Here is a 20,787-nt window from a genome sequence, read left to right on the forward strand (position 1 = left end):
TCTTCTGTTAGTTTATCGTTTCTATTTCGTACCCATGGATTCCACCGTTAAGTCGCCGAGCTCGATCTGCTCCGCATGAACCGATCGCAGGCCTACTCTCCCCTGCATGAATGCCCGGGGATCATCATATGACAGGATCGGCTCTTCCCCGTCCTGCACATATACGCGAATCGTGCCTCGTACCGCTTCAATTCGCAAACTTGCCGGCTCGTTTGCATCAAGCGAAACCTTGACGCTGTGAAGCAATTCGGAATCGTAGTTATGTTTGTACAACTCAAGCTTCGTAGCGCTGACCGCAAGGAAATATCCCATCAGCGAATCACTCACTTGATCCCGGAAATCCGACTCGTTAGTCACTCGAAAGAGCACACCCGCCTGACCGGACGGATCGTCGCCCAGCTTCACGGTCGTTCGGATGCGATAATCGGTCCAAAGGGGGCTTCCGCCATACATCTTGGCATCGGAATTGGCCGCGCCGGCATACCCGCCGTCCGTTTCGATCCATTGGCCGTGAACATCCTCGGAGCTTGTTTGTTCCAGAAGATTCTCCAATTTGAACGTTTGCATGTCGACCAGCTCGAAGTCCATCGTTTTCCATTCCATCGTATGGTCGCTGTCCAATTGAATGGCAAGGCTATGTAATCCCTTTTCGAGCTTTAGAGACCCAGCCCGAATTTTAACCCAAGGTTCGCTAGCGCTACCTGAGTAATGGCTGCCGTCAACTTTATAGTTTTCGACCTTCTTATCGTCCACGAGCAGCTTGAAGGATGTCGGCCCCATTCCGGCCTTGACCGTCAGGTCCAGCGCATACGTTCCGGATTCCGACACGTTCACGGCATAACGCAACCAGTCGCCTTTATCCGTCAGCGAAACCGAATAGCTTCCATCCTCAGCCATCTTAATCGCCGTACCGTCCGAACCGCGCCATGCGCCTGCTTCCGATGGGTGGCGGACCGAGAAGCCTCTGCCTTCACCGCTTAAGTAGTGCACGGCTTCCATGCTGCCGGGAAGCGGCTTGGCCGTTTCGAAGTCGCTGCTGCCGGAGGCGTGATTCGAGAATGCCGTATACGAAAAGCTCGGCTCGCCGGTTTGGTATCGATAACCGATTTTACCTGGTCCGAACGGTACCGCCGATTGATCCAGCTTCAGAACGCCGTCCAGATAAACGCGCAGCCGATCTTCTCCGCACTCGACGCGAATCGTGTGCAGCTTGGACCAATCCGTATCTGCGGGAAGCTCCACCGTGGCAAGCACCTTGCGGCTGCCGTCCTGCATTCTGCCTAAGGATAACCCGTTTTGCTCCGGATCGATTTCGGCGAACTCGTATTGATTCGCGTCCTGATACGCAAACAACGCGGCAACGGGGGCCTTCGATGGAACCAAGTTATATTCGGCAGTAAAGACTCCATCCGTGCTCACCTTGCTAATGATTTGTGCACTTCCTCCTGAATCCGCTGCTTCCCAGAGGCTTTGATCGATGGCTTCTGCGTCCAGCCTATCAGCAAAGACCGGCCCTCCCGGGACGGGCTGATCGTAATTCGTAGGCCCCAGAATCTCCATCTTGTCTCCGTTGAATACAAGCCGGTCGATGTTCATCCGACGTACGGGCGGGCCCTCCTGGGATCTTCCCGTCAAGTTATGATAGACGAGATAATAGGAATCCAGATCGGGCCCCATTACCGTCGAGCTGTGGCCAAGCCCGTAAAAGTCCGGCTTAGTGCTGATGACGAGCGGGTTGTTGGCCGGAATGGTGTACGGACCTAGCGGCGAATCATGCGACACGGCATAATGAATGCGGTAGCCTTTGCTGAATACATGATTCCCGGTATAGGTCATGTAATAGGTTCCGTTCCGTTTGATGATCATGGACCCTTCCGTCCAATGCCCCAGATAGGGCCCTGGGATCGTCTGGCCCACCCCGAATTCGGCGGGATCATCCATTGGAACGCCGACAATGCCCGACGAACCAGCATGGGTGAACAGCCAGGAGCCGTCATCGTCGATAAATACCGAGCCGTCAATGCTCATCCCAACGTTGTCGGAGATCCGTTCGAACGGGCCTGTCGGCGATTCGCTGCGAAACACATAATGCCCCTTTCCTGCCGGAGACGTGTAGAGATAGAACCAGCCGTTCCAGTAAATCACTTCAGGTGCGTAGGCGCCGGTCGATACGGGATCCTCCGTCACCAGACCCGCATACCTCCAATCAACCAGATTGTCCGATATCCACGCCTTGATGCCCGTCCGGTGATCCTTTGTACTTACATACAGATAATAGCGGCCGTCATGCCGCAGTATATACGGGTCACCATTGCCGTAATCCTCCCATTCTTCCTCTAGGGAAGGAAAAGGATTGGCGTACATCTTTTCGTTGTAAATGTCCAAATCGACCGCCTCCGGTTTCGTTCTTGAATCGCATCCCGACAATGCCAATCCGGCCGCTAATCCTAACATGCCAAGACAACAAACGATCTTCGACAGGCGCGGCATACTTATTGGCATGTGTCTCACCCCTTGATTCCGCTGATTGCCATCGACTCGATAAAGTATCGTTGGCAAAAAAAGAACACGATGATCACCGGCACCATGGCGATGATGGCGGCGGCCATGATCATCGGATAATCCGACTGGCCAATGTACATCGCCTGCATGGAAGCGATCAGCACTTGAATCGTTTGCTTCTCGGGCGTATGCAGGTAAATCAGCGGACCGAGAAAATCGTTCCAGATGCCCATAAAGCCGAGGGCAGCTTGGGCGGCGAGCGCGGGCTTCATGATCGGCAGCGCGATCTTGAAGAAAATGCCCGGAAAGCTGCAGCCGTCGATCTTCGCCGCTTCAATCAATTCCGTTGGCATCGCGCTTTGCAAATATTGGCGGATGAAAAAGATGACAACGATGTTGCCGAACAGGCCAGGTATGATGAGCGGCAGCAGTGTATCCACCCAATCCAGCCTGGAGAATCCGATATACTGCGGTATCATAACGACCGAATACGGAATCATCATCGTCCCGAGCAAACCCATGAACAGCATGCCTTTGTAAGGAAATTCGAATTTGCCAAAGGCATAGGCCGACATCGCGGATATCAGCATCCCGATCGTCAGGACGATCACCACGATGATCAAGCTGTTCATAAATCCATGCAGCAAGGGCGACTCCAGCCAAACCTTCGCATAGTTGTCGAACGTAAACGGATCGGGAATCCATTGTGGAGGAATTTCAAATACGTTTCGCCGATCCTTTAACGAGGTCGATATGGTCCATATGAACGGTGCGACCATAAAGATCGAACCGCATAACAACAGCAGCAGCGACCAGAGGTCCGTCATTTTTTCCCGTTTCACAGATTTCCCCCCTAGTCTTGGTAAACCCATCGATTGGAAAGCTTAAATTGAATGAGCGTGACGATAAAGATGAGAATGCCCAGTACCCAGGCCACCGCGCTGGCATAGCCCATGTTGAAGTACTCGAACGCATGCTGGAAAATGTAGTAGACGACCGTAGCGCCGCTGTATTCCGGTCCGCCATCCACCGCAAGCACGTAAATCTGGCTGAATGACTGGAACGCACCGATGATGCCCATAACGATGACAAAAAAATGAATCGGCGTGAGCAGCGGGATCGTAATTCGCGTCAGCTTGTGCCATGCACCAGCGCCATCGATTTCCGCAGCCTCATAATACGTCGAGGAGATCGATTGCAATCCTGCAAGATACAGCACCATGTTCCCGCCGATGCCGCTCCACAGCCCGATCAGGATGAGCGAAGGCTTCACCCACTCCGGCTTGCCCAGCCAGTTAGGCCCCGTGATGCCGAATGTTTCCCACAGAAAGTTGTTGAGCAATCCGTAATCCTGATTCAAAATCCACTGCCACAGCAGGGATACCGCGATAATCGGCGATATGACCGGAAGGTAATAGATCGTTCGCATGAACGAGATGCCGGCGAATTTGCGGTTCATCAATATGGCCAGCAGCATCGACAGTATCATGCCGAGCGGAATGCCGATCATCAAATAGACCGTATTGTACAACGATTTGAACACTTTCTCGTCTTTCAATAGATCCTTATAGTTTGCGAGCCCCGTCCACTGCGGATCGGTAAGCATATCCCATTTGTGAAAACTGATATAGATCGAGAACAAGATCGGCACAAGGCCGAACAAAAGAAACCCGAGAACTGGCGGAGCGACAAACAGATACAACCACGCCAGCTCTCTTCTGTGATACCCGCCAAGCTTGGTACCCATATTTCATTCCACCTTCGCCTGTATTTCGTTATGACATGACAGGATATCCGTACGGCGGGGGGCGCCGATATGAATAATTGACGCCACCTGCACTGACGGCATTATTTATTGCCTTTGTCGTACAGCTCCTGCATCTTCGGCTGGATCTGGGCCGTAAAGTCTTTCGCCGACATCTCACCGTTCCATACTTTGCTCGCGTTCTGGTTGAACATATCCATCCATTGCGTATCCTTAGAGAAAGCTACCACGTCCGGACGTCCGTAATCTTGGATAATATCGAGGAATACTTGACGTGTCTGAGGTCCTTTGTCCATTTCCTTAAATTCGCCTTCCGCCATGTCGATCAGATTAGGAACCGCTTGACCGAGCTGGTAGTTTTCGCGCTGCCCTTGCTCATCCAGGGACAGGAAGGCCGCCAAGTCGAACGCTTCCTGCGGGTGTTTGGATTTCGCCGAAACGGCAAATCCCATCGAGCCGAGCCAGGTCGCCGTTTCTCCCGTATTCGGGCTTGCCGGCCACGCCGCAATGTCCCAACCGAAAGGCAGCTCCCAGAATGCAGGTTGATCCCAAGGGCCCATCGCAAACATCGCCAGTTGGCCGTTAATAAAGCGGGTATAAGCATTCATCGCTTGCTCGGCTTCCTGATTCGGGCTGACCTTATGCTTCAGGTTCAGGTCAGCAACAAATTGCATCGCCTCATAAAATTCGGGCTCGTTCACCTTGACCGTGCCGGTGGCGTAATCGATATATTCACCGCCGTTGCCCCACACCGCCGATTCCAGGCTGTAAGCGCCTACACCATATTGATCGGGCTTTCCGTCGCCGTTATCGTCGACCGTCAGCTTTTGGGCTGCTTCCAGCATGTCGTCCCAGGTCCATTCCCCTGCCGTTGCGGAAGGGTAAGGCACCCCCGCTTCGTCAAACAAATCCTTGTTATAGACAAATGACCATGGTCCTACGTCCTTCGGCAGTCCGTACACATCTCCGGCGCCAACCTTACTGCCGTCAAAGCGGTAGCGGTCCATCGCCTGCTTCCATACGTTATCGGGATTAAACAACGAGGTCTTATCCAGATAAGACTGAATGTTGAGAAGCGTTCCGGCTTCCGCGAAGCGGTAAAACTCGGGTCCCCCGACGTAGAATACGTCCGGAACCTTGCCGGAGCTGATCAGCGTCGTCATCTTCTGCGAGTATTCGCCTGGCGGTACCGAAGTGTATTTAACGGTGACGTGCGGGTTCTTCTCCTCGAAGGAAGCGATCAGCTTTTCGAAAATCTTTTTTTCGTTCGGATTGCCGTGGCCCATAAACTCAATCGTTACAGGTTCTTTAGGGTCCTTCCCGGCGGAAGCTTCATTGCCTGGTGACGAAGTGTCCGGGGTGGTTGGTGCAGCCCCGTCATTTGGTCCATTGCCGCCGCTGCAAGCGGTTAACGCGAACATCAGCAGCAGCATGATCATGCCTGCGAATTTGTTCTTCGATTTCATGCGATTCCCCTCTTCTTTAAAAGATGTGGTGTAAGCGCTTTACGAAATCATAGTAACTTATAATAATATAATTTTATATACTATATTTAGTATAAAATTTGTTCTTCGATCTTTCCCCTTATTCTTTCACCAGCATGACCGGCACCACGATTCTTCTCGCCTCAAAAGCCCCTTCGATCTGCTCAATTAGCAGCTCTACGGTCAACCTGCACATCTCCTCCTCGTTTTGGCGGATGTATGGCACATTCGGCAAATCCGGCGGATCGAACGTGATCAGCTCCAGTTCGTCCGGCACCTGCCTACGCGATGCAACTGCCGCTTTATAGGCATTTCTGCACAGCTCCGTATTGGCCGTAATGATGCCGGTAATATGGGGATTGTCATCTATAAACACTCTGATGTGTTCGACGGATTGACCCGATGCGATCTCATCCAGCGGGAGGAGACACCATAAGCTTTTGTCGATCGACAATCCATGCTCCAGAAATGCCTGCTCAAACCCTTGGGCCCTCTCGTCCGTCACCGTATTCGTAATTTCGGGAGAGATGAACGCGATAGACGAATGGCCTTTGTTAAGCAAATATTCAACGGCTTCCCTTGTGCCGTTTACGTTATCCGAGCTTACACTGTACGTCTTGATCTCCTTCAAGAACCGGTCGATCAGAACGAAGGGGAAACGGTCCAGCGAGAGCCTCAGAATCGAATCGTTGTAGGTCTCGTTTTCAACCGGAAAAATGATCATGCCGTCCACCCCTTGCTTGAGAAAGGACGAGATGACCTTGGATTCCTCGAGCTGGGATTCGCGCGTAATTCTCAGCATCACTTCATAGCCTGCGGCAGACGCATATTTCTCGATGTTATCCAAAAAACGCTGGTCCACTTTCGTTTTCATCGTCGGCAGCACTAACCCGATCCGCCCGCTTTTGCCCGGACCTGCCGTCCATTCTCCCAACTGATCAATCGCCGTGGCGTGCTCCGGCTTGCTCATGACAAAGGTGCCCTTGCCTTGAATCCGGACGAGCAAGCCTTCCTCCATCAGTCCAACCAGCGCATTTTTGCTTGTAATTTGACTGACGCGGTAACGTTCGGACAGTTCCTTCTCCGAAGGGACCCGGTCGCCTTCCCGCAGCTTGCCGATAGCGATCAGCCGCTTGATATCTTCCTGTATTTTTTTGTATAGCGGCAGAGATTTCAATGCCCATCACAACCTTTATAATTTAAATAGTATATTTAGTATATTATTATAATATAACTTCGCTTTTGTAAATGACTAAAACATCAATCGAGAGGATTCGTAAAGGAGTCTGACTGCCTTTATAAGATCTTTTTCTTGCGATATCGGGAAATGCCCAAGCTTCGAAATTTATACTTTCTGATATCTTCAAAAAAAGAAACGGTCTGAACTTAGTTCAGACCGTTTCTTGGCGGGCTATTTCATTGATTCTTAAATTGTACTAGGTGAAGTCGAGATCATTCCGGCCTTATCCACTGGACTGGTACGACTTCACGCCTTGGCTCGTGCGTACCGGACAATTGTTCCGACAGCAAATCGACGACACGCCGACTTACTTCATCCAATCGCTGACGGATGAAAGGAATGCCATCAAGATCCGGATCGTCAAACGCGGCCAGCTGAGGTTCGTTCCCCGCCCCCTTCCAAATCTCCCGAATGGCATAATGGGCATAGCGGGCCAATTCCGCGTTAACGGCAAAGACGGCAGTGATATCGCGCTGTTCGCTCAGGAAACGAACGACCTCCCGTTGTCCGTTCCCCTCTGCTATGGTCTCCAAATCCAGCATGCACCACAGTGTCTTATCTATAGGCAAGCCTTGTTCCATGAAAGCGGCCTCGAAGCCTTTGGCTCTTTCGTCCGTAACCGAATTTGTAATTTCCGGTGACAGGAAGGCAATGCGCATGTGCCCAGCAGCAAGCAGACTGGATATAGCTTCCCGAACGCCTGCATAATTGTCCGAACTGACGCTGTACGCCTTGATCTCTTTCAAGAAACGGTCAACAAGCACCAAGGGAACCCGGTCGAGCGACAAGCGCAGAATCGCGTTATTGTAGCTTTCCTGCTCGACAGGGAAAATGATGAACCCGTCGACTCCTCGTTCCTGGAACTGCTTGATCGCTCGGTATTCTTCCTCTTGTGACTCGCGTGTAATGCGAATCACAAGATCGTATCCCCTATCCGTACAATAGCGTTCCAGACCGTCCAGCAGCTGCTGGTCGATCTTGGTTTTCATCGTCGGCATAATAATCGCGATCGTCTTTTTCGTACCCGACTGTAGATGCGGCTCTTCCGGAATGACCAGCTCCCGAACGAAGGTGCCCTTTCCCCGATATCGCACTAACAAGCCTTCCTCCACCAAACCGTTGAGCGCGTTTTTGGATGTAATCTGGCTTACACCGTACCGCTGGGCCAAGTCCTTCTCCGAAGGTATCAAGGCTCCTGCTTGCAACTCTCCGCTCTGAATGCGCTGGCGTATATCGTTCTGAATACGTTTATATAACGGTTGCTCCATGTCTGACCTCTCTTTTTACGTCAGTCCCGAATGAAAAATAATATATATTTAGTATATCTTAAATGATATTAATTACGATACAATCCATTTTAGAAAGCGCTTTCTAATTCGGGTTGGGAGGTTAATTGCATATGAAACGGAACACAGGCTTCTGGAAGAAACCACTTTCGTTCATTGTTATGCTTGCACTTGCTCTAACGGCAATTCCATTGTCGCCGGTTCATGCCGCTTCATCAGGCATGGCATGGGCTTCGCAGCAGATTGCCATCTATACGCCGCCATCGGGAGGTGTATGGTACCCAAGGCTGCTCAAGCTTACGCCAAGCGAGTGGCTCGTATCCTTCGACACCAACGCTGGCGGTGGCAACACGCGCATTGTGGTCTCCAGAACGCAGGACGGTGGCTATACATGGAGCACTCCGGTCACAGCTGTCTCAAGCACCGCGGGCAATGTGGGGAACGGTCAAATGTTAAGGCTGCCGAGCGGGGAAATCTGGTTAGCCTATCGGCAGGTCGTTCAGAATGGCTCCACCTATGAGATCCAGCTTAATGTCCGGCGAAGTCTCGACGGTGGTCACACCTGGAGCGATTTACCGGGCGGATTGATCGGGAGTTCAACCGCCTCCAGCTTTAAAGGTTTGTGGGAGCCGCATTTGGATATGATCAACGGCACGATTGCCGTGCTTTATGCGGACGACAGTCCGGCAGCGGTCGGAACGACCGGCCTGCAAAATTTGTATATGAAGACCTGGAACGGAAGCGGCTGGGGCAGCCGGATCACGGTCAGTGACGGAGTTGCCGCCGGCTCCCGCGACGGCATGCCGGTCATCACGCAAATGAACGACGGGCGGTATATAACCGTTTTCGAATCCTCGGACGTTGCCGGCCACCCTTTTGTCATCAAATATAAAATTTCTCCGGACGGCTTCAATTGGTCGGTTCCCCGTCAAACGATGTACGTGCCCAGCGGCAATGGCAAAAAAGCGGGCGCTCCGTTCGTCGTTAAGCTCGCCGACGGTCGTCTTATGGCTGCATTCCAAACAGATGAAAGCAGCGCCAACACGGGGGATCCTTACTCATCGATGTTTACGATGATCAGCTCCGATAACGGCGCGTCATGGCAGTACAAAACCAACGTGTTTCCGGTATCTGATACGAAATCCTCCAACTGGAATGCGCTAATGGCCGTTGATTCCACTCGTGTTGCTGCCGTCACCAGCGCAACTTATCCGTCAAACGGCATCTATCTGCGCTTCGGGCATACCGTAACACCGCCGCAAACCAATCTGGTTAACAATCCCGGCTTTGAAACAGCCAATGTGGCGGGCTGGACTACGTACGGCGATGATTACCCGAATCGGATTCTTATTCATGGAGCCAATGACGGCGTTGGACTTCCCGCTGCCGAAGGCTCATACTTTGTCGGTCTCGCAGGCACAAGCGGACCTTCGACCGCATATGTCGGACAGACGATTAGCGGTCTCGATAACGGCACGTATACGATGCGAGCACGCATGCGCAGCAGCGGGGGCCAGAACAGCTGTGTCATGGAAGTGAAGGAGTATGGAGGCAGCATGCTTCAAACCGGGTGTCCGGTGACGACGGCGTGGACGCCTGTCACGATATCCAATATTCAAGTGACGAGCGGAAAGGCAACGATCGGATTTTACGTATCCAATTCGTCCTCTTCCCAATGGGCGGATATCGATCAGGTCGAGTTCTTCCGAAACTGACAGGAATATAACTTCCGGCTAAAATCAATCGTCTAAATGAACTGAATCCATTCAACGATGGAAGCAGTTAAGGATGCATTAAAGTTGGTTTTATTTTAGTTCCAGGGTCGTCCATAAGTCATCATAGATGACATAGGACGGCCCCTTCTCATTATAGTCAGCAAATAAATCTGCTTCATGCCCTATGTCAATATTCGTTGTATGAATGATCATCCCTTGATCTCGCCGGCTTACATCTCTCCATACATGGCTTCCGACACAAGAAACGCTGTACCGTCGTATTCGTACCGCAGCCGGACCGCGACCGGGAATTCGCCAGGCGAAACCTGTATCGGCACCGATGCATATAAGATGCCTCCCTCAACGTAATACCTAACCATGTTGCCAAGCGCGGGCTGATCCAGCCAAAATCCCGCGTCTTCCTCCATATATTCAAATGTGCGAGTTACCCCGTCCAGCGTGAATTGAAAGATCCGTTTTCCCGCTTCTGCTGTCGCACTATAGCTAAGTCTGGATTTTACCGCAAGCACCGGATCGGCTGACATCACTTGTCTAAAATTTTCTGTCAGAAGTTTCAACTCCGATTCTCTAATGCTGGTACCGTAACCGGTTGTCAAAATGATTGCAAGGACATCCTCCTTGTTGTTTTTTGCAGGCAGCAAAGCAACGTCCGGATAGTAGGTTTCGTTGCTCACATTCTTCCAATCATGAAAGGTGTGTTCCATGTCGCCATACTGAACGTGGATGGAGCGGATCATCCCTTCTTTTTGAACCAGAGTTCCTGTAATCTTCAGGCCAATCTCCGCATCCTCCTTTAATATCACGGTATTCCCCTGAGCCTTGATTTCATTCATAGGCGCTCCCGTTTCGTCTATGTCTATTTGCTCAATAAGCGAGATTTTATGTGAATCGTTACGGATGGTAACGTCTATCGTTTCCTCATACGTCATCGGAATCGAATCCCGCAGCAGCAGACGAAGTTGATATACAGTTTGTGCTTCTTCTGCGTTTATCTCCTTTACGTGCACTTCATACACCCAAGGGCTGGACACATCATAGCGGTCAAGCGGCCATTTCACCTCGGAATGCTCCCATATGTCAGGCGATGGGCCTCCCCAGATGCCCAGCTCTCGCTGTAAGAGTGCTGCGGCCAGTGTCACAATCGTACGGTCGTTAGCCTGTTTGACTTCATTTTTCGCAAGGTTCCACCAATCGAAGTCGCCTCCACCCCCAAGTAAGAAGCTGGATTCAAACGTTCCTCCTCCCTGTATAACTGGATTACCTGGACTTGGAGCTACCGGTTGGGGAATAGATGGGGCCTGGTTTCCGAACCAGACCCCAACGCCGAGCACAAGCAGCAAAGCTGGAACGATAACCACAGCGGCTCGGCTCCATCCAAAGCGGGATCGATTTTTTTCAACAACCTTAAGCCGTTTCTCCACGGCCTCCATCATGTCAGCCCCAAAGCGCCGATTCTTAAAAGGGGGTCTGGCCAGCCTCCGGTTCCAATCCGGCTTCCATTCATTCATCGTCGTTCGCTCCTTCCGAATCTGGCTGCAACCTTCTGTTTGGCTCTGTAAATTCTAGACTTTACCGTCCCTGGCGAAAGACCGGTAATGCCGGATATTTCCTCTATGGATAGCTGATGATGCACTCTCAACACGAGGGGGTCTCGAAATTTACCGGGCAGCTTTAGAACCTCCTGCCACAGCTCATCCGCTTCCTCCTGTTTCAAATACTCCGACTCGGCAGATGGCGAAGACGTCGTCCCGTTCAGTCCATCACCCGGCGAATGATCGCCGATCAGCACCACTCTGCGCAAAAACGCTCGTCTCAGATAAGAAAGCGCTGTGTTTCTAGTAATTTTAAGCAGCCAGGTTTTGACGGAAGCCTCCCCGCGAAAGAAAGCAACCTTTTGATAAGCTTTAATAAACACATCCTGCGCGACATCGTCTGCTGTATATGTATTTCTGGTGATCACGTAAGCATAATTCCAGACATCCTCACCGTAGAATTCCATCAGCATCCGTATGTCCGACATATTCAGTTCCGCAGAATGCTGCATCTGCATCTCCCTCAAGCTGTTCGCCCCCTTACCAAAACAGACTCCTTAAGGTCGATGAAAGTTCCCGAATTCCAATGAATATTATCCGGCGTTTCATAATGAATGACCGTCACCTTAACCGATTCTCCTCGTGAACCAAAAAAGACACCTGTTTAGGTGTCCCTCTGTTTATTTTGCTCAAGCTAGTCAGACCTGCTTATCTGCGGCGATCAATAAGAAAATGGGGCGCCTTAATGCGTCATGCCATTCCGGATCCTCAATCTGCTCGCGTTCTGGTTTAAGTTCAGACATTTCCCTAAACTGGAATCCGGTTTTCACTAACGCATTTAGCTGTGTGGCTATATTCCGATGGTACTTGGTAACATCATGATCAAGAAATCTAGATTGACGTCCTCCTTCCTCATGATAGTGATCCAAAGGCCAATGCAGCTTCTTCCCGTCCGGGCTATAATACCAATCTTGTTCGGCCACAGCAGTAAACACTGGGTGTTCAACTGAAAAGACGAACGAACCTCCAACCGTTAGACTCTGATATACCTTTTTACAGATATCCTCGAAATCACGAATGTAATGAAGTGCAAGCGAACTAATCACGACATCAAACTCGTTAGCAGGGTAGTCATAGTCCTCTATTGCGGACTGCACATATTCTATATTCGTGTCATCGGTCATCAATCTTGCCCTCTCCAGCATGTTCCTTGAGATATCCACCCCGACCACAGACCTCGCATGCTGTTCTCTTACGTACCTGCAGTGCCACCCGAATCCGCAGCCGAGATCAAGCACCTTTTTATCACTAAGATCCGGAAACATCGATCGAAAGGCACGCCATTCTCCTGCACCTTCTAATCCTTTGATGGAACGGGGGAGTTGATTGTAATTTTCAAAAAATCCCTGATCGTCATACTTGTTTTGCTTCAACTTAAATCTCCCCTTCACGTTTTTGTAATTCCACCCCATTATATTGAGCCTATTTACATTTCTCAACGCCAGACTTTTTTCTGCTTTAAACGTGATCTTGGATCAATCATTCTAACTCAAACCGTTTATTCCATATCTTCATCAAGACGCAAGGTGAACACAAGTGCCCACTCCGTTTTTCTTAACGAATCCGTTGTAAGGTCCGCTGTATGTATTTCATTAGAACTTGTAGTATGCATGCCAAATACATGTACTGGCTGATCGATCGTAAACGAACGTGGGCGCGTATCCTGAATCAATCCTTGTGCCATCAACGTTTTGTCCCAAGGAATGGTAAAGGTAGTCAGGCTTGATCCCGAATGAGAATTGGTGTTGACTTTAATCTTTCTGGACTCCTCGTGACCTTCTATGGATTCCAAGTCAACGGATAAAATAAGTTCTATTTCGTTGCTGTCCTTTTGCTCGTCCGAACTGTAAAACAAATCTCCGATCGACCCTGCCGAATCTACCTTCTGCCCGTTCTTCCAAATATCAATATCCAAGCTGACATTAGGTTTATTTCCCTCATACTTTAATGTAAATGCACCCGTCATCGGACCGAGGAATAACTTAAACTTCGCTGCTTCCCCTTGGAACAAATCCACGGGTGTCAATTGGATCTCGGCAGCTGCCGAATTGTTCTCAGGTGAGATCTGCTCTTTGGTTCCTGCAAAGCACCCCGTTAGAATCATGAAGACAATCAAAATACACGCTTTAAATCTCAATGCACTACCTCCTTTAATCTATGCTATCGACGGTGCTACACTTGAATATCGCAGCCATCAAAAGGCAAACCTCTTTCAATCAGCTTAACAGCGTGGTCTATTGCATTCCGTTGGTCCTCTGTAAAGCTGCTCTCATCACCATTCCATTCACTTAACCACCAGAAGTAAGAACAAATATTTCTATACTCCATAAACAAGGGGATTGTTCGTTTCCAGTATTCGGAGAGCTGGTGTTCCTTCTCGTAACCCATGAGGAATTCATGCAAGAACTGTTGGGCAAACCTGCTTTTGGTGACACGATCTTCTGCATGCACTCCCCACCAAACGGCATGAGTGGCTGCTATTGCAATGTCTAACGAAAACCAGCCATAGATACTATCGTCAAAGTCAAAGACCGTTATTTCACTGTTGTTGATAAAAAAATTATACGGATGAAAGTCATGATGTATCAGTCCAAACGAATCGCTCCCCCTCGGCAGTGAATCAATCGTACTTTCCATGGAAATCAATTTTTCAAGAAGCATATAGAAATGGCCTCGCTGCAGATGAGGATTATTCATACTTCTTCTACTCCAGGTGTCTCTCTTCCCAAGGATGTCAGGTGGTTCATATGATGTCGACAGTCTATGCATCCTTCCCATGGTTTCTCCCCAATTCCTGAATATCTTCGGGCCCCATAACTGCTCATTGTGTTTATCAAAAAAACGACCTGCTGCCTCGTGAAAAGCAGTTGCGATATACCACTTATCTTCATCATAGAACACGGCCATTGATTCATGATTACATGTATGAATGGGTAATGAAGCACGTACACCGTTCTTTACTAAGTAATAAAGCCAATCCATCTCCGCCCTGATCTTCGGTGCATACTCGTGTGATTTCTGAGATAACCGCAAGATATAGGATTGATCACCCTTAGTAAAACGATATACTTCATTGGTCGAGTTGCTCAGGAAGATTAACGTCCTTATATTAAATTCAAAAGATTCCGCGGCTTGAAGCAATATCTTCGAGCTTGCCATTCATAATGCCTCCATTCTTATTAAGATCCTTATGATTTCGGAAGATACCCTTCGCGAACGCACGCAAACAGCCGTATAAGTTCGATTCGTTTGGTGCATTGTAGTAATGCAGAGATTACAAAGTTATCACAACATGGAGGGATCGTTTTGGCGAAGAGTAAACAGCATCAAGAAGCGCACGGGATTGGACAAGTAGAACAACAGCTGAATAATCAAATGGAGGCTGCCGAAGACATTCAAGGACAATCGAAACTGGATCAAGACATAAAAAAAGCCTCTCAACGCCGGGTTGATCCATTGAAAGACCCTTCAAAATAAGGAGCTATGTCATGAACAAACAAAGAGCGATTGAAATTTCGAAATCGGCCATTATGAAAAATGTAACTTATCAGGATACCCCTATCTTTATCCAGCATGTCAATGAGGATGAAACTGCCCGCGTCTATCCGATCGGAAACTCGGAGCAGGAAATGACCGTCCCTTTATCCAGTCTCACCGAGCATCCATAAGTATAGAAGACATTCACCCTAATATAATCAAACCCGAAATAACAAAATCCCATCCAGACTCGTCGGTGGGATTTTGTTATGATTCTAGTAGCACACAAGCTATTCCTTTATTTCAACGATGCCGGTACCTTTACTCCGAGGAGCTTCCCCTCTGCTTGGATGATGATCATACCGTTCGTCTTTAGGGTCGACTCGTGTAAATCTGATCCAGTCGTTACTTTAAAGACTGGCCGGGATGTCATCAAGTTGATGCCGAGTAGTGTACCGTTACGCTGTGCCCGGTATAATCCTTTCCCATACACATCAATCTGCGCAGCAGGTGCATCGCCGTTCCATCCGATCCGTTGACCATTTGCAAGTTTGGTACCGGCCAGCTCACCAGTCGATCTGTTATTGAAAATCAGCCGTTCCTGAACCAGTCCGATCAACTCCCAGTCGCCCCCATAAGGGCGAGGAAAAGTTCGCAGAGGAACCTCACCTTTCTTATAGGTGTCAAATTTGTATTCGGCCACCTTATTGCCCTGATCCATGTATAACTTCCCTTGGTTCATAAATAAGCCGCCCCCGCCGTACTCATATGGCGGCTCCCCCGTCATCTTCCAGCTATACTCTCGGCTGCTCTTCTTTACGCCTGTCTTAAGATTATATACATTTACGATCCATTTGCGGTCCGGAAGCGACTGATAATCAGCCAGCAATGGAGAATAATAGTCAACCGAATACACGAGATTGTCTTTGATATGAAGCGCTTCTCCCTGACCAAAATGGTCCCATAACTTCTTGCCCGTCTTTTTGTCATAAGCATTCAGTTGAATGGATGTTAGTGCTCCTTGTACATAGAACGTCCGAAGGATGACTCCATCCGCCTCCTGAAGGTAATCCGTGCCGTTTCCTTCTCCTGACGGCTCATTCATTTTCCATCGCAGCTTTCCTGTTGCCTTATCAAAAGCGAAAGTTGCGCTCCCTTTGATTGCATAGAGCGTATCATTAGTCGGCACCAGCGCTTCCGTTCGCAGGTGCGCATCCATAAAGATGGATGTGTTCGACTGCCATTTCAATTTTCCTGTCTTTGCATTCAGCGCGTATGGCTTCTGACCTGCCGATAGGCCGTAAATAACGCCATTATCATAAACAATATAAGGTTTCAGGTCTTTACCGTAGCTCCACAACCGCTTGCCTGTGCTCGCATCCATGACGATGAGTTTGTTTCCCGCGAATGCAAATACCTTCCCCTCTTCAGCAATTGCCTGGTGACCTGAAACATCGTTCTCGCCCATATTCAGATAATTGTCCACCTTTACCGTCCAGGAAGGCTTCAGTTCGGGTACCTCGATTGTTGATGAATAATGCCAGTTGCGTACCGAAACATCGGCCGTTTCTGCATTCACTTGCGAAGGTGGTACTACCAATACGCCCTGGACAGTAAGTATGCCTGCAGCGATGCTTGCAATGAGACGCCGTCGTAATCGAGCTTTGAGGCTTATACTTGATTGTTTCTTCTTGATGTTAAGCATGAATTCCCCTCCCATTTGTTATGGCTTCTTGCTTACGACCAATATAACGCTCAAAGAAGGGATAAAGTTCCAAGCGAGCTCTAAATAATCTTTAATGATCTAAAACGAGCTTCGCAAGGAGTTTGTCGGGATGGATGGCATATTCTCCCCAGCCGCTACCATCGAAGCTTGTTTCTAGCATTTTGTAATACAAGTCCTAATTATGGTGACTACGCCATTTTGAATACTAAAAAAGCTTGGGATCCTGAACAGGATCCCAAGCTTTTATGAGGGATATTATATTGTCTTACATGTTAACGCGTCGCTCATAAACTCTTCTTATAAGTTCTTCAATGATCTCATCAGGTGACCGGTCACCCAACCAAGTTTGGCCATACATTTGCAATATTTTAATGAGTGGGCCATCTTCCCAAAATCCGACGAATTCATCATTGAGATAAATCTTTTCTACGACATGCTGGTTCATCTCGTCCAGACATTCTTCCAGTACCGATTTCGCAATCGGATCGCTAATCCAATCGCTAATCAGGCTGAATTTATGAAATGATACTTCTTCCTTCCCAAAATCACAATACAATCGCTCGGTAATTCTTATATCGCGAGAAGAGCTGCCAAGTGCAATTTGGAAATAACCGCTCTCCGCTACCCAGCGGTTATATTTGGTATTGTAATAGGCAAAGTCTCTCTCTTCAAGTTCAAAGACGATCTGTTGTTTCTCCCCAGGAGCCAACTCGATTTTAGAAAATGCCTTCAATTCTTTCTCCGGACGCGTCCAGGTGCATTCTTCGTCATGCACGTAAAGCTGAACGACCTCTTTCCCTGTTCGGTTCCCGATATTCTCCAGCCAGAAAGAGACCGTGATCCCTGTCTCCGTTTGAGTTGTCTTCATATCCTTATAGGCAAACGAAGTGTAGGATAAGCCATGGCCAAACGGAAACTGCGGAGCGAGTTCCTTTCGATCGTAGTATCGATAGCCGATGAACAGCCCTTCACGATAATACAGCTTGCCGTTTTCACCGCGAATCCTCATATGTGAAGGATTGTCTGAAAGCTTAACCGGAAACGTCTCGGACAATTTACCGGAGGGACTCACCTGTCCAAACAAGATTTCAGCAATCGCTTTGCCCATGCCTTGTCCGGAAAGCCATGAGTGAATGACAGCGGGAACATGCTGAACCCAAGGACGCATCGCCAAGGCTGTTCCACTGCTGGTCACCACAATGCACTTCGGTTGTACGGCTGCAATCGCTTGAATAAGCAGGATCTGCTGTTCCGGCAAATCAATGCCCTTCAAATCACGCATCTCGGATTCTGCGTATTCAGGCTGGCCAACGAATATGACTGCGACATCAGATTTTGCAGCCAATGCGACACTTTCCTTGATCATTTCCTCATGGACGGAGTCATCTTCAGGGTAACCCTCAGCATAACTCAACTCAACGGAAGCTCCAGCCAACGCCTTCATTTCTTCAAATGGAATATCAACGCGTGTAGGCGTTACTTTTGCGCTGCCGGCTCCTTGAATTCTAGGTTTTTTGGCAAAACGACCGATAACCGCAATGGAATGGGTTGACTCCGCATGAATCGGAAGGATGCCATTCTCATTCTTAAGAAGCACAATGCTTTCTGCTGCAGCTTTTCTCGCAAGATTGTGGTACTCCATATCGGATGCCGGAACAGCTTCCTCCATACCCGTTACACGTTCTACGAGTTTTAGAATACGGGCAACGCTTTTATTGAGCTGCTCTTCTGCAAGAGCTCCGCTCTCAACGGCTTTGATAATCGCTTTCGTGTTATAACCGGCAGGTCCCGGCATTTCGAGATCAAGTCCTGCTTTCAGTCCACGAATCCGATCATTCACGGCAGTCCAGTCTGAGATGACAACCCCCTCGTATCCCCATTCTTCTCTCAAGATATCATGCAATAGGTGTTCATTCTCGCTGGTATACGAGCCATTGAGCAAATTATAGGAGCACATGACGGTCCAGGGATCCGATTTCTTAATAATTCGTTCAAAGGCGCTTAAATAAATTTCGCGCAGCGTCCGTTCGTCTACTTCTGAACTCGTCACCATTTTCTCGAATTCCTGGTTGTTGCAAGCAAAGTGTTTAAGTGACGCCCCGACGCCTTTGCTCTGGAGGCCATTGATGAAAGCAGCGCCCAGTTCCCCTGTCAGGCAAGGATCTTCGGAGTAATATTCGAAATTTCTTCCCCCAAGCGGAGTCCGTTTCATGTTGATTCCTGGGCCGAGCAGCAATTCTACGCCCATCTCTTTGGATTCATTGCCAAGTGCTTCCCCGACTTCGTGCAGCAGTTCCGTATTCCACGAAGAACCGATAGCTGCGCCCGTGGGATAACAAGTTGCCGGAACATTCTCTGTCGTAATCCCCATTTCATCGTCACTGTTCGTTTTGCGGATCCCATTCGTTCCGTCATACATATGAACCGGCGGAATGTCGAGTCTCTCGATCCCCTTGGTCATCCACATATTTAATCCCGCACAGAGGGATGCTTTCTCAGTAAGTGACATTTCCTTTATCAATTCATTAATCGATGCCTTCATTTGTATTCATCCTTTCATATCAAGCTTCTTCTTGTAACTCCCGCTCTTTCTTCAATTCCTGCGCATCGTACAGTTTAAAAAACGGAAACCATACGGCGAACACAATCAGCAGGACAACGGCGAGCAGAATAAGTCCATTGAATCCGGACATGAGGTAAGTCGATACACCGATCGGCGTATACCACAGCTGAAAGATTTTACTCGGAATTTGTGCAAACCCCATATCAAGAGCTAAGTAGACGATGATGGGTGTAATAAGAGCATTGATCCACATAGGCACCATCAACAGCGGATTGAAAGCAACTGGCGCTCCATACACTACAGGCTCGTTAATATTAAATAGAGAAGGTATCAAAGTTGCTTTACCAATGGTTTTCAGTTTCTTGGATCTGGCAAACAGGAACCAGATCACAAGCGGTAAGGTTGCACCCATCCCTCCGATTCCAAGCCATCCGGAGAAGAAAGTTTCAAAGGTATTTATGTTGACGGGATCCAGTCCCTGCGCCACCAATGCGGCATTTTCTTCAATTGCCGGAATCCATATGGCATACCAGATGGGCATTAGAACCCATGGGCTGACTCCGAAGGAGTACAGCACAACTCCAATAAAGTTGAACAGAACAAACCCGAACAAGCTTTGCCCCATTGCATTAATAGGCTCAAATACGCTCACAATCAGTCCAAAGATATCAAAATGGAGCTGATACACAAGAACCCAGCCTAAACCCATAATCACGGCAATCGGAACTAGGAAGTCAAACCAATCCATAATAAACTCTGGCATGGAAGACCCTTTTTTAAAGAATGAGAACTTACCGCAGACATTCATGATGACGGCGATGAACACGCCGACAATAAGTGCCGTTACCATGCCCGCAGGACCGAAACGCTCAAGAACGAACTGAACGGTTCCGTCCTCGTTTACGACGGGATTAAGCAGCATGAGGAATAAGGATATGCCGGTCATTCCCGCCAGCAGCTTGATCTTGTGTCTCTCCTTTTTCTCCATAACCGTATACGGCGTTAGAAATGCAATAAACAAACCGAGAAGACCGAAGCTGAATGTTGTAATTGGCGTTAAATCCGGCATTCCAGGAATGAAGTCTTGCAAAATTGAAATCAAAGTAATAATGGAACCAATAAAGATCATCGGGATGGCAACCATAATGGCTTCTTGAATCGATGCTATCCAAATGTTATTTGTAATCGCATCCAATCTTGGCGCAAAGGATTCCGTCATCCATTTCATGAAACGCTTCATCTGTGTATTCCCTCCTGTGTTTCTGTTGTGGACATAGCTATAGTATAGATTCAATTGTTAACGCTTACTCGTTGTAAATTGCCTCGTCTATGGTCGTTTTTTGTTCATTTCTCGTCTTGGGAGCCGGCAAATCGAAGCTGCCTGGAATGGACAGCAAAAAACACCCCTCTCTTATA

17 protein-coding genes are annotated in these 20,787 nt (G+C 48.8%); 3 read left to right on the top strand and 14 right to left on the bottom strand.

All coding sequences use genetic code 11. The features are described 5' to 3' along the window. Window positions 1-21: 21 nt before the first annotated feature. From MKX98_RS18900 to MKX98_RS18925, 6 genes are all read right to left on the bottom strand, one after another. Window positions 22-2,502: a family 43 glycosylhydrolase gene (locus tag MKX98_RS18900; RefSeq protein ID WP_339217798.1), complete on the bottom strand. Its 2,481-nt coding sequence runs from the start codon at window positions 2,500-2,502 to the stop codon at window positions 22-24. A 5-nt stretch (window positions 2,503-2,507) separates the two neighbouring features. Further along, window positions 2,508-3,344 (bottom strand): carbohydrate ABC transporter permease, encoded by an 837-nt coding sequence (locus tag MKX98_RS18905; protein ID WP_113058931.1) that lies wholly within the window; start codon window positions 3,342-3,344, stop codon window positions 2,508-2,510. An 11-nt stretch (window positions 3,345-3,355) separates the two neighbouring features. Then, on the bottom strand, window positions 3,356-4,249 hold the full coding sequence (locus tag MKX98_RS18910; RefSeq protein ID WP_339217801.1) for a sugar ABC transporter permease: 894 nt from the start codon (window positions 4,247-4,249) through the stop codon (window positions 3,356-3,358). Window positions 4,250-4,350: 101 nt separating this feature from the next. Continuing rightward, a complete protein-coding gene (locus tag MKX98_RS18915) occupies window positions 4,351-5,733 on the bottom strand; it encodes a sugar ABC transporter substrate-binding protein (protein ID WP_194543125.1) in 1,383 nt (460 codons plus the stop codon). Between the two features lie 118 nt (window positions 5,734-5,851). Beyond that, entirely contained in the window at window positions 5,852-6,928 is a 1,077-nt protein-coding gene (locus MKX98_RS18920; RefSeq protein ID WP_339217803.1) for a GntR family transcriptional regulator, read from the bottom strand. A 275-nt stretch (window positions 6,929-7,203) separates the two neighbouring features. Next, window positions 7,204-8,259, bottom strand: coding sequence for a GntR family transcriptional regulator (locus MKX98_RS18925; protein ID WP_339217805.1), 1,056 nt, complete (start codon window positions 8,257-8,259; stop codon window positions 7,204-7,206). Window positions 8,260-8,390: 131 nt separating this feature from the next. Between MKX98_RS18925 and MKX98_RS18930 the strand changes: the two genes are divergently transcribed. Beyond that, a complete protein-coding gene (locus MKX98_RS18930; RefSeq protein WP_194543128.1) occupies window positions 8,391-9,992 on the top strand; it encodes a sialidase family protein in 1,602 nt (533 codons plus the stop codon). Between the two features lie 230 nt (window positions 9,993-10,222). Here MKX98_RS18930 and MKX98_RS18935 read toward each other — a convergent pair whose 3' ends face one another. From MKX98_RS18935 to MKX98_RS18955, 5 genes are all read right to left on the bottom strand, one after another. Then, a complete protein-coding gene (locus MKX98_RS18935; protein WP_339217809.1) occupies window positions 10,223-11,521 on the bottom strand; it encodes a hypothetical protein in 1,299 nt (432 codons plus the stop codon). Continuing rightward, window positions 11,518-12,063: an RNA polymerase sigma factor gene (locus MKX98_RS18940; RefSeq protein ID WP_339224523.1), complete on the bottom strand. Its 546-nt coding sequence runs from the start codon at window positions 12,061-12,063 to the stop codon at window positions 11,518-11,520. Before MKX98_RS18940 ends, MKX98_RS18935 begins: the two co-directional genes overlap by 4 nt. A gap of 180 nt (window positions 12,064-12,243) precedes the next feature. Further along, window positions 12,244-12,978 carry a class I SAM-dependent methyltransferase gene (locus tag MKX98_RS18945; protein WP_339217810.1) on the bottom strand — a complete coding sequence of 245 codons (735 nt, stop codon included), beginning with the start codon at window positions 12,976-12,978 and terminating at the stop codon, window positions 12,244-12,246. Window positions 12,979-13,103: 125 nt separating this feature from the next. After that, complete coding sequence (locus tag MKX98_RS18950) at window positions 13,104-13,742, bottom strand: hypothetical protein (protein WP_339217812.1); 639 nt, start codon at window positions 13,740-13,742, stop codon at window positions 13,104-13,106. A gap of 35 nt (window positions 13,743-13,777) precedes the next feature. After that, the gene (locus tag MKX98_RS18955; protein ID WP_339217814.1) at window positions 13,778-14,764 is read right to left on the bottom strand and encodes a phosphotransferase; all 987 of its coding nucleotides are present in this window, start codon (window positions 14,762-14,764) and stop codon (window positions 13,778-13,780) included. Between the two features lie 147 nt (window positions 14,765-14,911). On the opposite strand from MKX98_RS18955, the gene MKX98_RS18960 reads away from it, so the two are divergent. Further along, window positions 14,912-15,082: a hypothetical protein gene (locus MKX98_RS18960; protein ID WP_194543133.1), complete on the top strand. Its 171-nt coding sequence runs from the start codon at window positions 14,912-14,914 to the stop codon at window positions 15,080-15,082. An 11-nt stretch (window positions 15,083-15,093) separates the two neighbouring features. Continuing rightward, window positions 15,094-15,273 (top strand): H-type small acid-soluble spore protein, encoded by a 180-nt coding sequence (locus tag MKX98_RS18965; protein ID WP_194543134.1) that lies wholly within the window; start codon window positions 15,094-15,096, stop codon window positions 15,271-15,273. A 107-nt stretch (window positions 15,274-15,380) separates the two neighbouring features. Here MKX98_RS18965 and MKX98_RS18970 read toward each other — a convergent pair whose 3' ends face one another. The 3 genes from MKX98_RS18970 to MKX98_RS18980 form a co-directional block, all read right to left on the bottom strand. Next, window positions 15,381-16,787, bottom strand: a complete 1,407-nt coding sequence (locus tag MKX98_RS18970) for a PQQ-binding-like beta-propeller repeat protein (protein ID WP_339217817.1) — start codon at window positions 16,785-16,787, stop codon at window positions 15,381-15,383. Window positions 16,788-17,073: 286 nt separating this feature from the next. Then, a complete protein-coding gene (locus tag MKX98_RS18975; protein ID WP_339217819.1) occupies window positions 17,074-19,350 on the bottom strand; it encodes a glycoside hydrolase family 3 C-terminal domain-containing protein in 2,277 nt (758 codons plus the stop codon). A 19-nt stretch (window positions 19,351-19,369) separates the two neighbouring features. Next, a complete protein-coding gene (locus MKX98_RS18980; protein ID WP_194543137.1) occupies window positions 19,370-20,611 on the bottom strand; it encodes a PTS transporter subunit EIIC in 1,242 nt (413 codons plus the stop codon). Window positions 20,612-20,787 lie beyond the last annotated feature (176 nt).

Origin of the sequence: Paenibacillus sp. FSL W7-1332, assembly GCF_037969785.1 — a bacterium.
Lineage (GTDB): Bacteria > Bacillota > Bacilli > Paenibacillales > Paenibacillaceae > Paenibacillus_AQ.

Coding starts and splice junctions, on each gene's coding strand:
- MKX98_RS18955 (WP_339217814.1), bottom strand. CDS start 14,764: ATGGCAAGCTCGAAGATATTGCTTCAAGCCGCGGAATCTTTTGAATTT.
- MKX98_RS18940 (WP_339224523.1), bottom strand. CDS start 12,063: ATGCAGATGCAGCATTCTGCGGAACTGAATATGTCGGACATACGGATG.
- MKX98_RS18930 (WP_194543128.1), top strand. CDS start 8,391: ATGAAACGGAACACAGGCTTCTGGAAGAAACCACTTTCGTTCATTGTT.
- MKX98_RS18975 (WP_339217819.1), bottom strand. CDS start 19,350: ATGAAGGCATCGATTAATGAATTGATAAAGGAAATGTCACTTACTGAG.
- MKX98_RS18965 (WP_194543134.1), top strand. CDS start 15,094: ATGAACAAACAAAGAGCGATTGAAATTTCGAAATCGGCCATTATGAAA.
- MKX98_RS18935 (WP_339217809.1), bottom strand. CDS start 11,521: ATGAATGAATGGAAGCCGGATTGGAACCGGAGGCTGGCCAGACCCCCT.
- MKX98_RS18900 (WP_339217798.1), bottom strand. CDS start 2,502: ATGCCAATAAGTATGCCGCGCCTGTCGAAGATCGTTTGTTGTCTTGGC.
- MKX98_RS18980 (WP_194543137.1), bottom strand. CDS start 20,611: ATGAAGCGTTTCATGAAATGGATGACGGAATCCTTTGCGCCAAGATTG.
- MKX98_RS18925 (WP_339217805.1), bottom strand. CDS start 8,259: ATGGAGCAACCGTTATATAAACGTATTCAGAACGATATACGCCAGCGC.
- MKX98_RS18910 (WP_339217801.1), bottom strand. CDS start 4,249: ATGGGTACCAAGCTTGGCGGGTATCACAGAAGAGAGCTGGCGTGGTTG.
- MKX98_RS18970 (WP_339217817.1), bottom strand. CDS start 16,787: ATGCTTAACATCAAGAAGAAACAATCAAGTATAAGCCTCAAAGCTCGA.
- MKX98_RS18915 (WP_194543125.1), bottom strand. CDS start 5,733: ATGAAATCGAAGAACAAATTCGCAGGCATGATCATGCTGCTGCTGATG.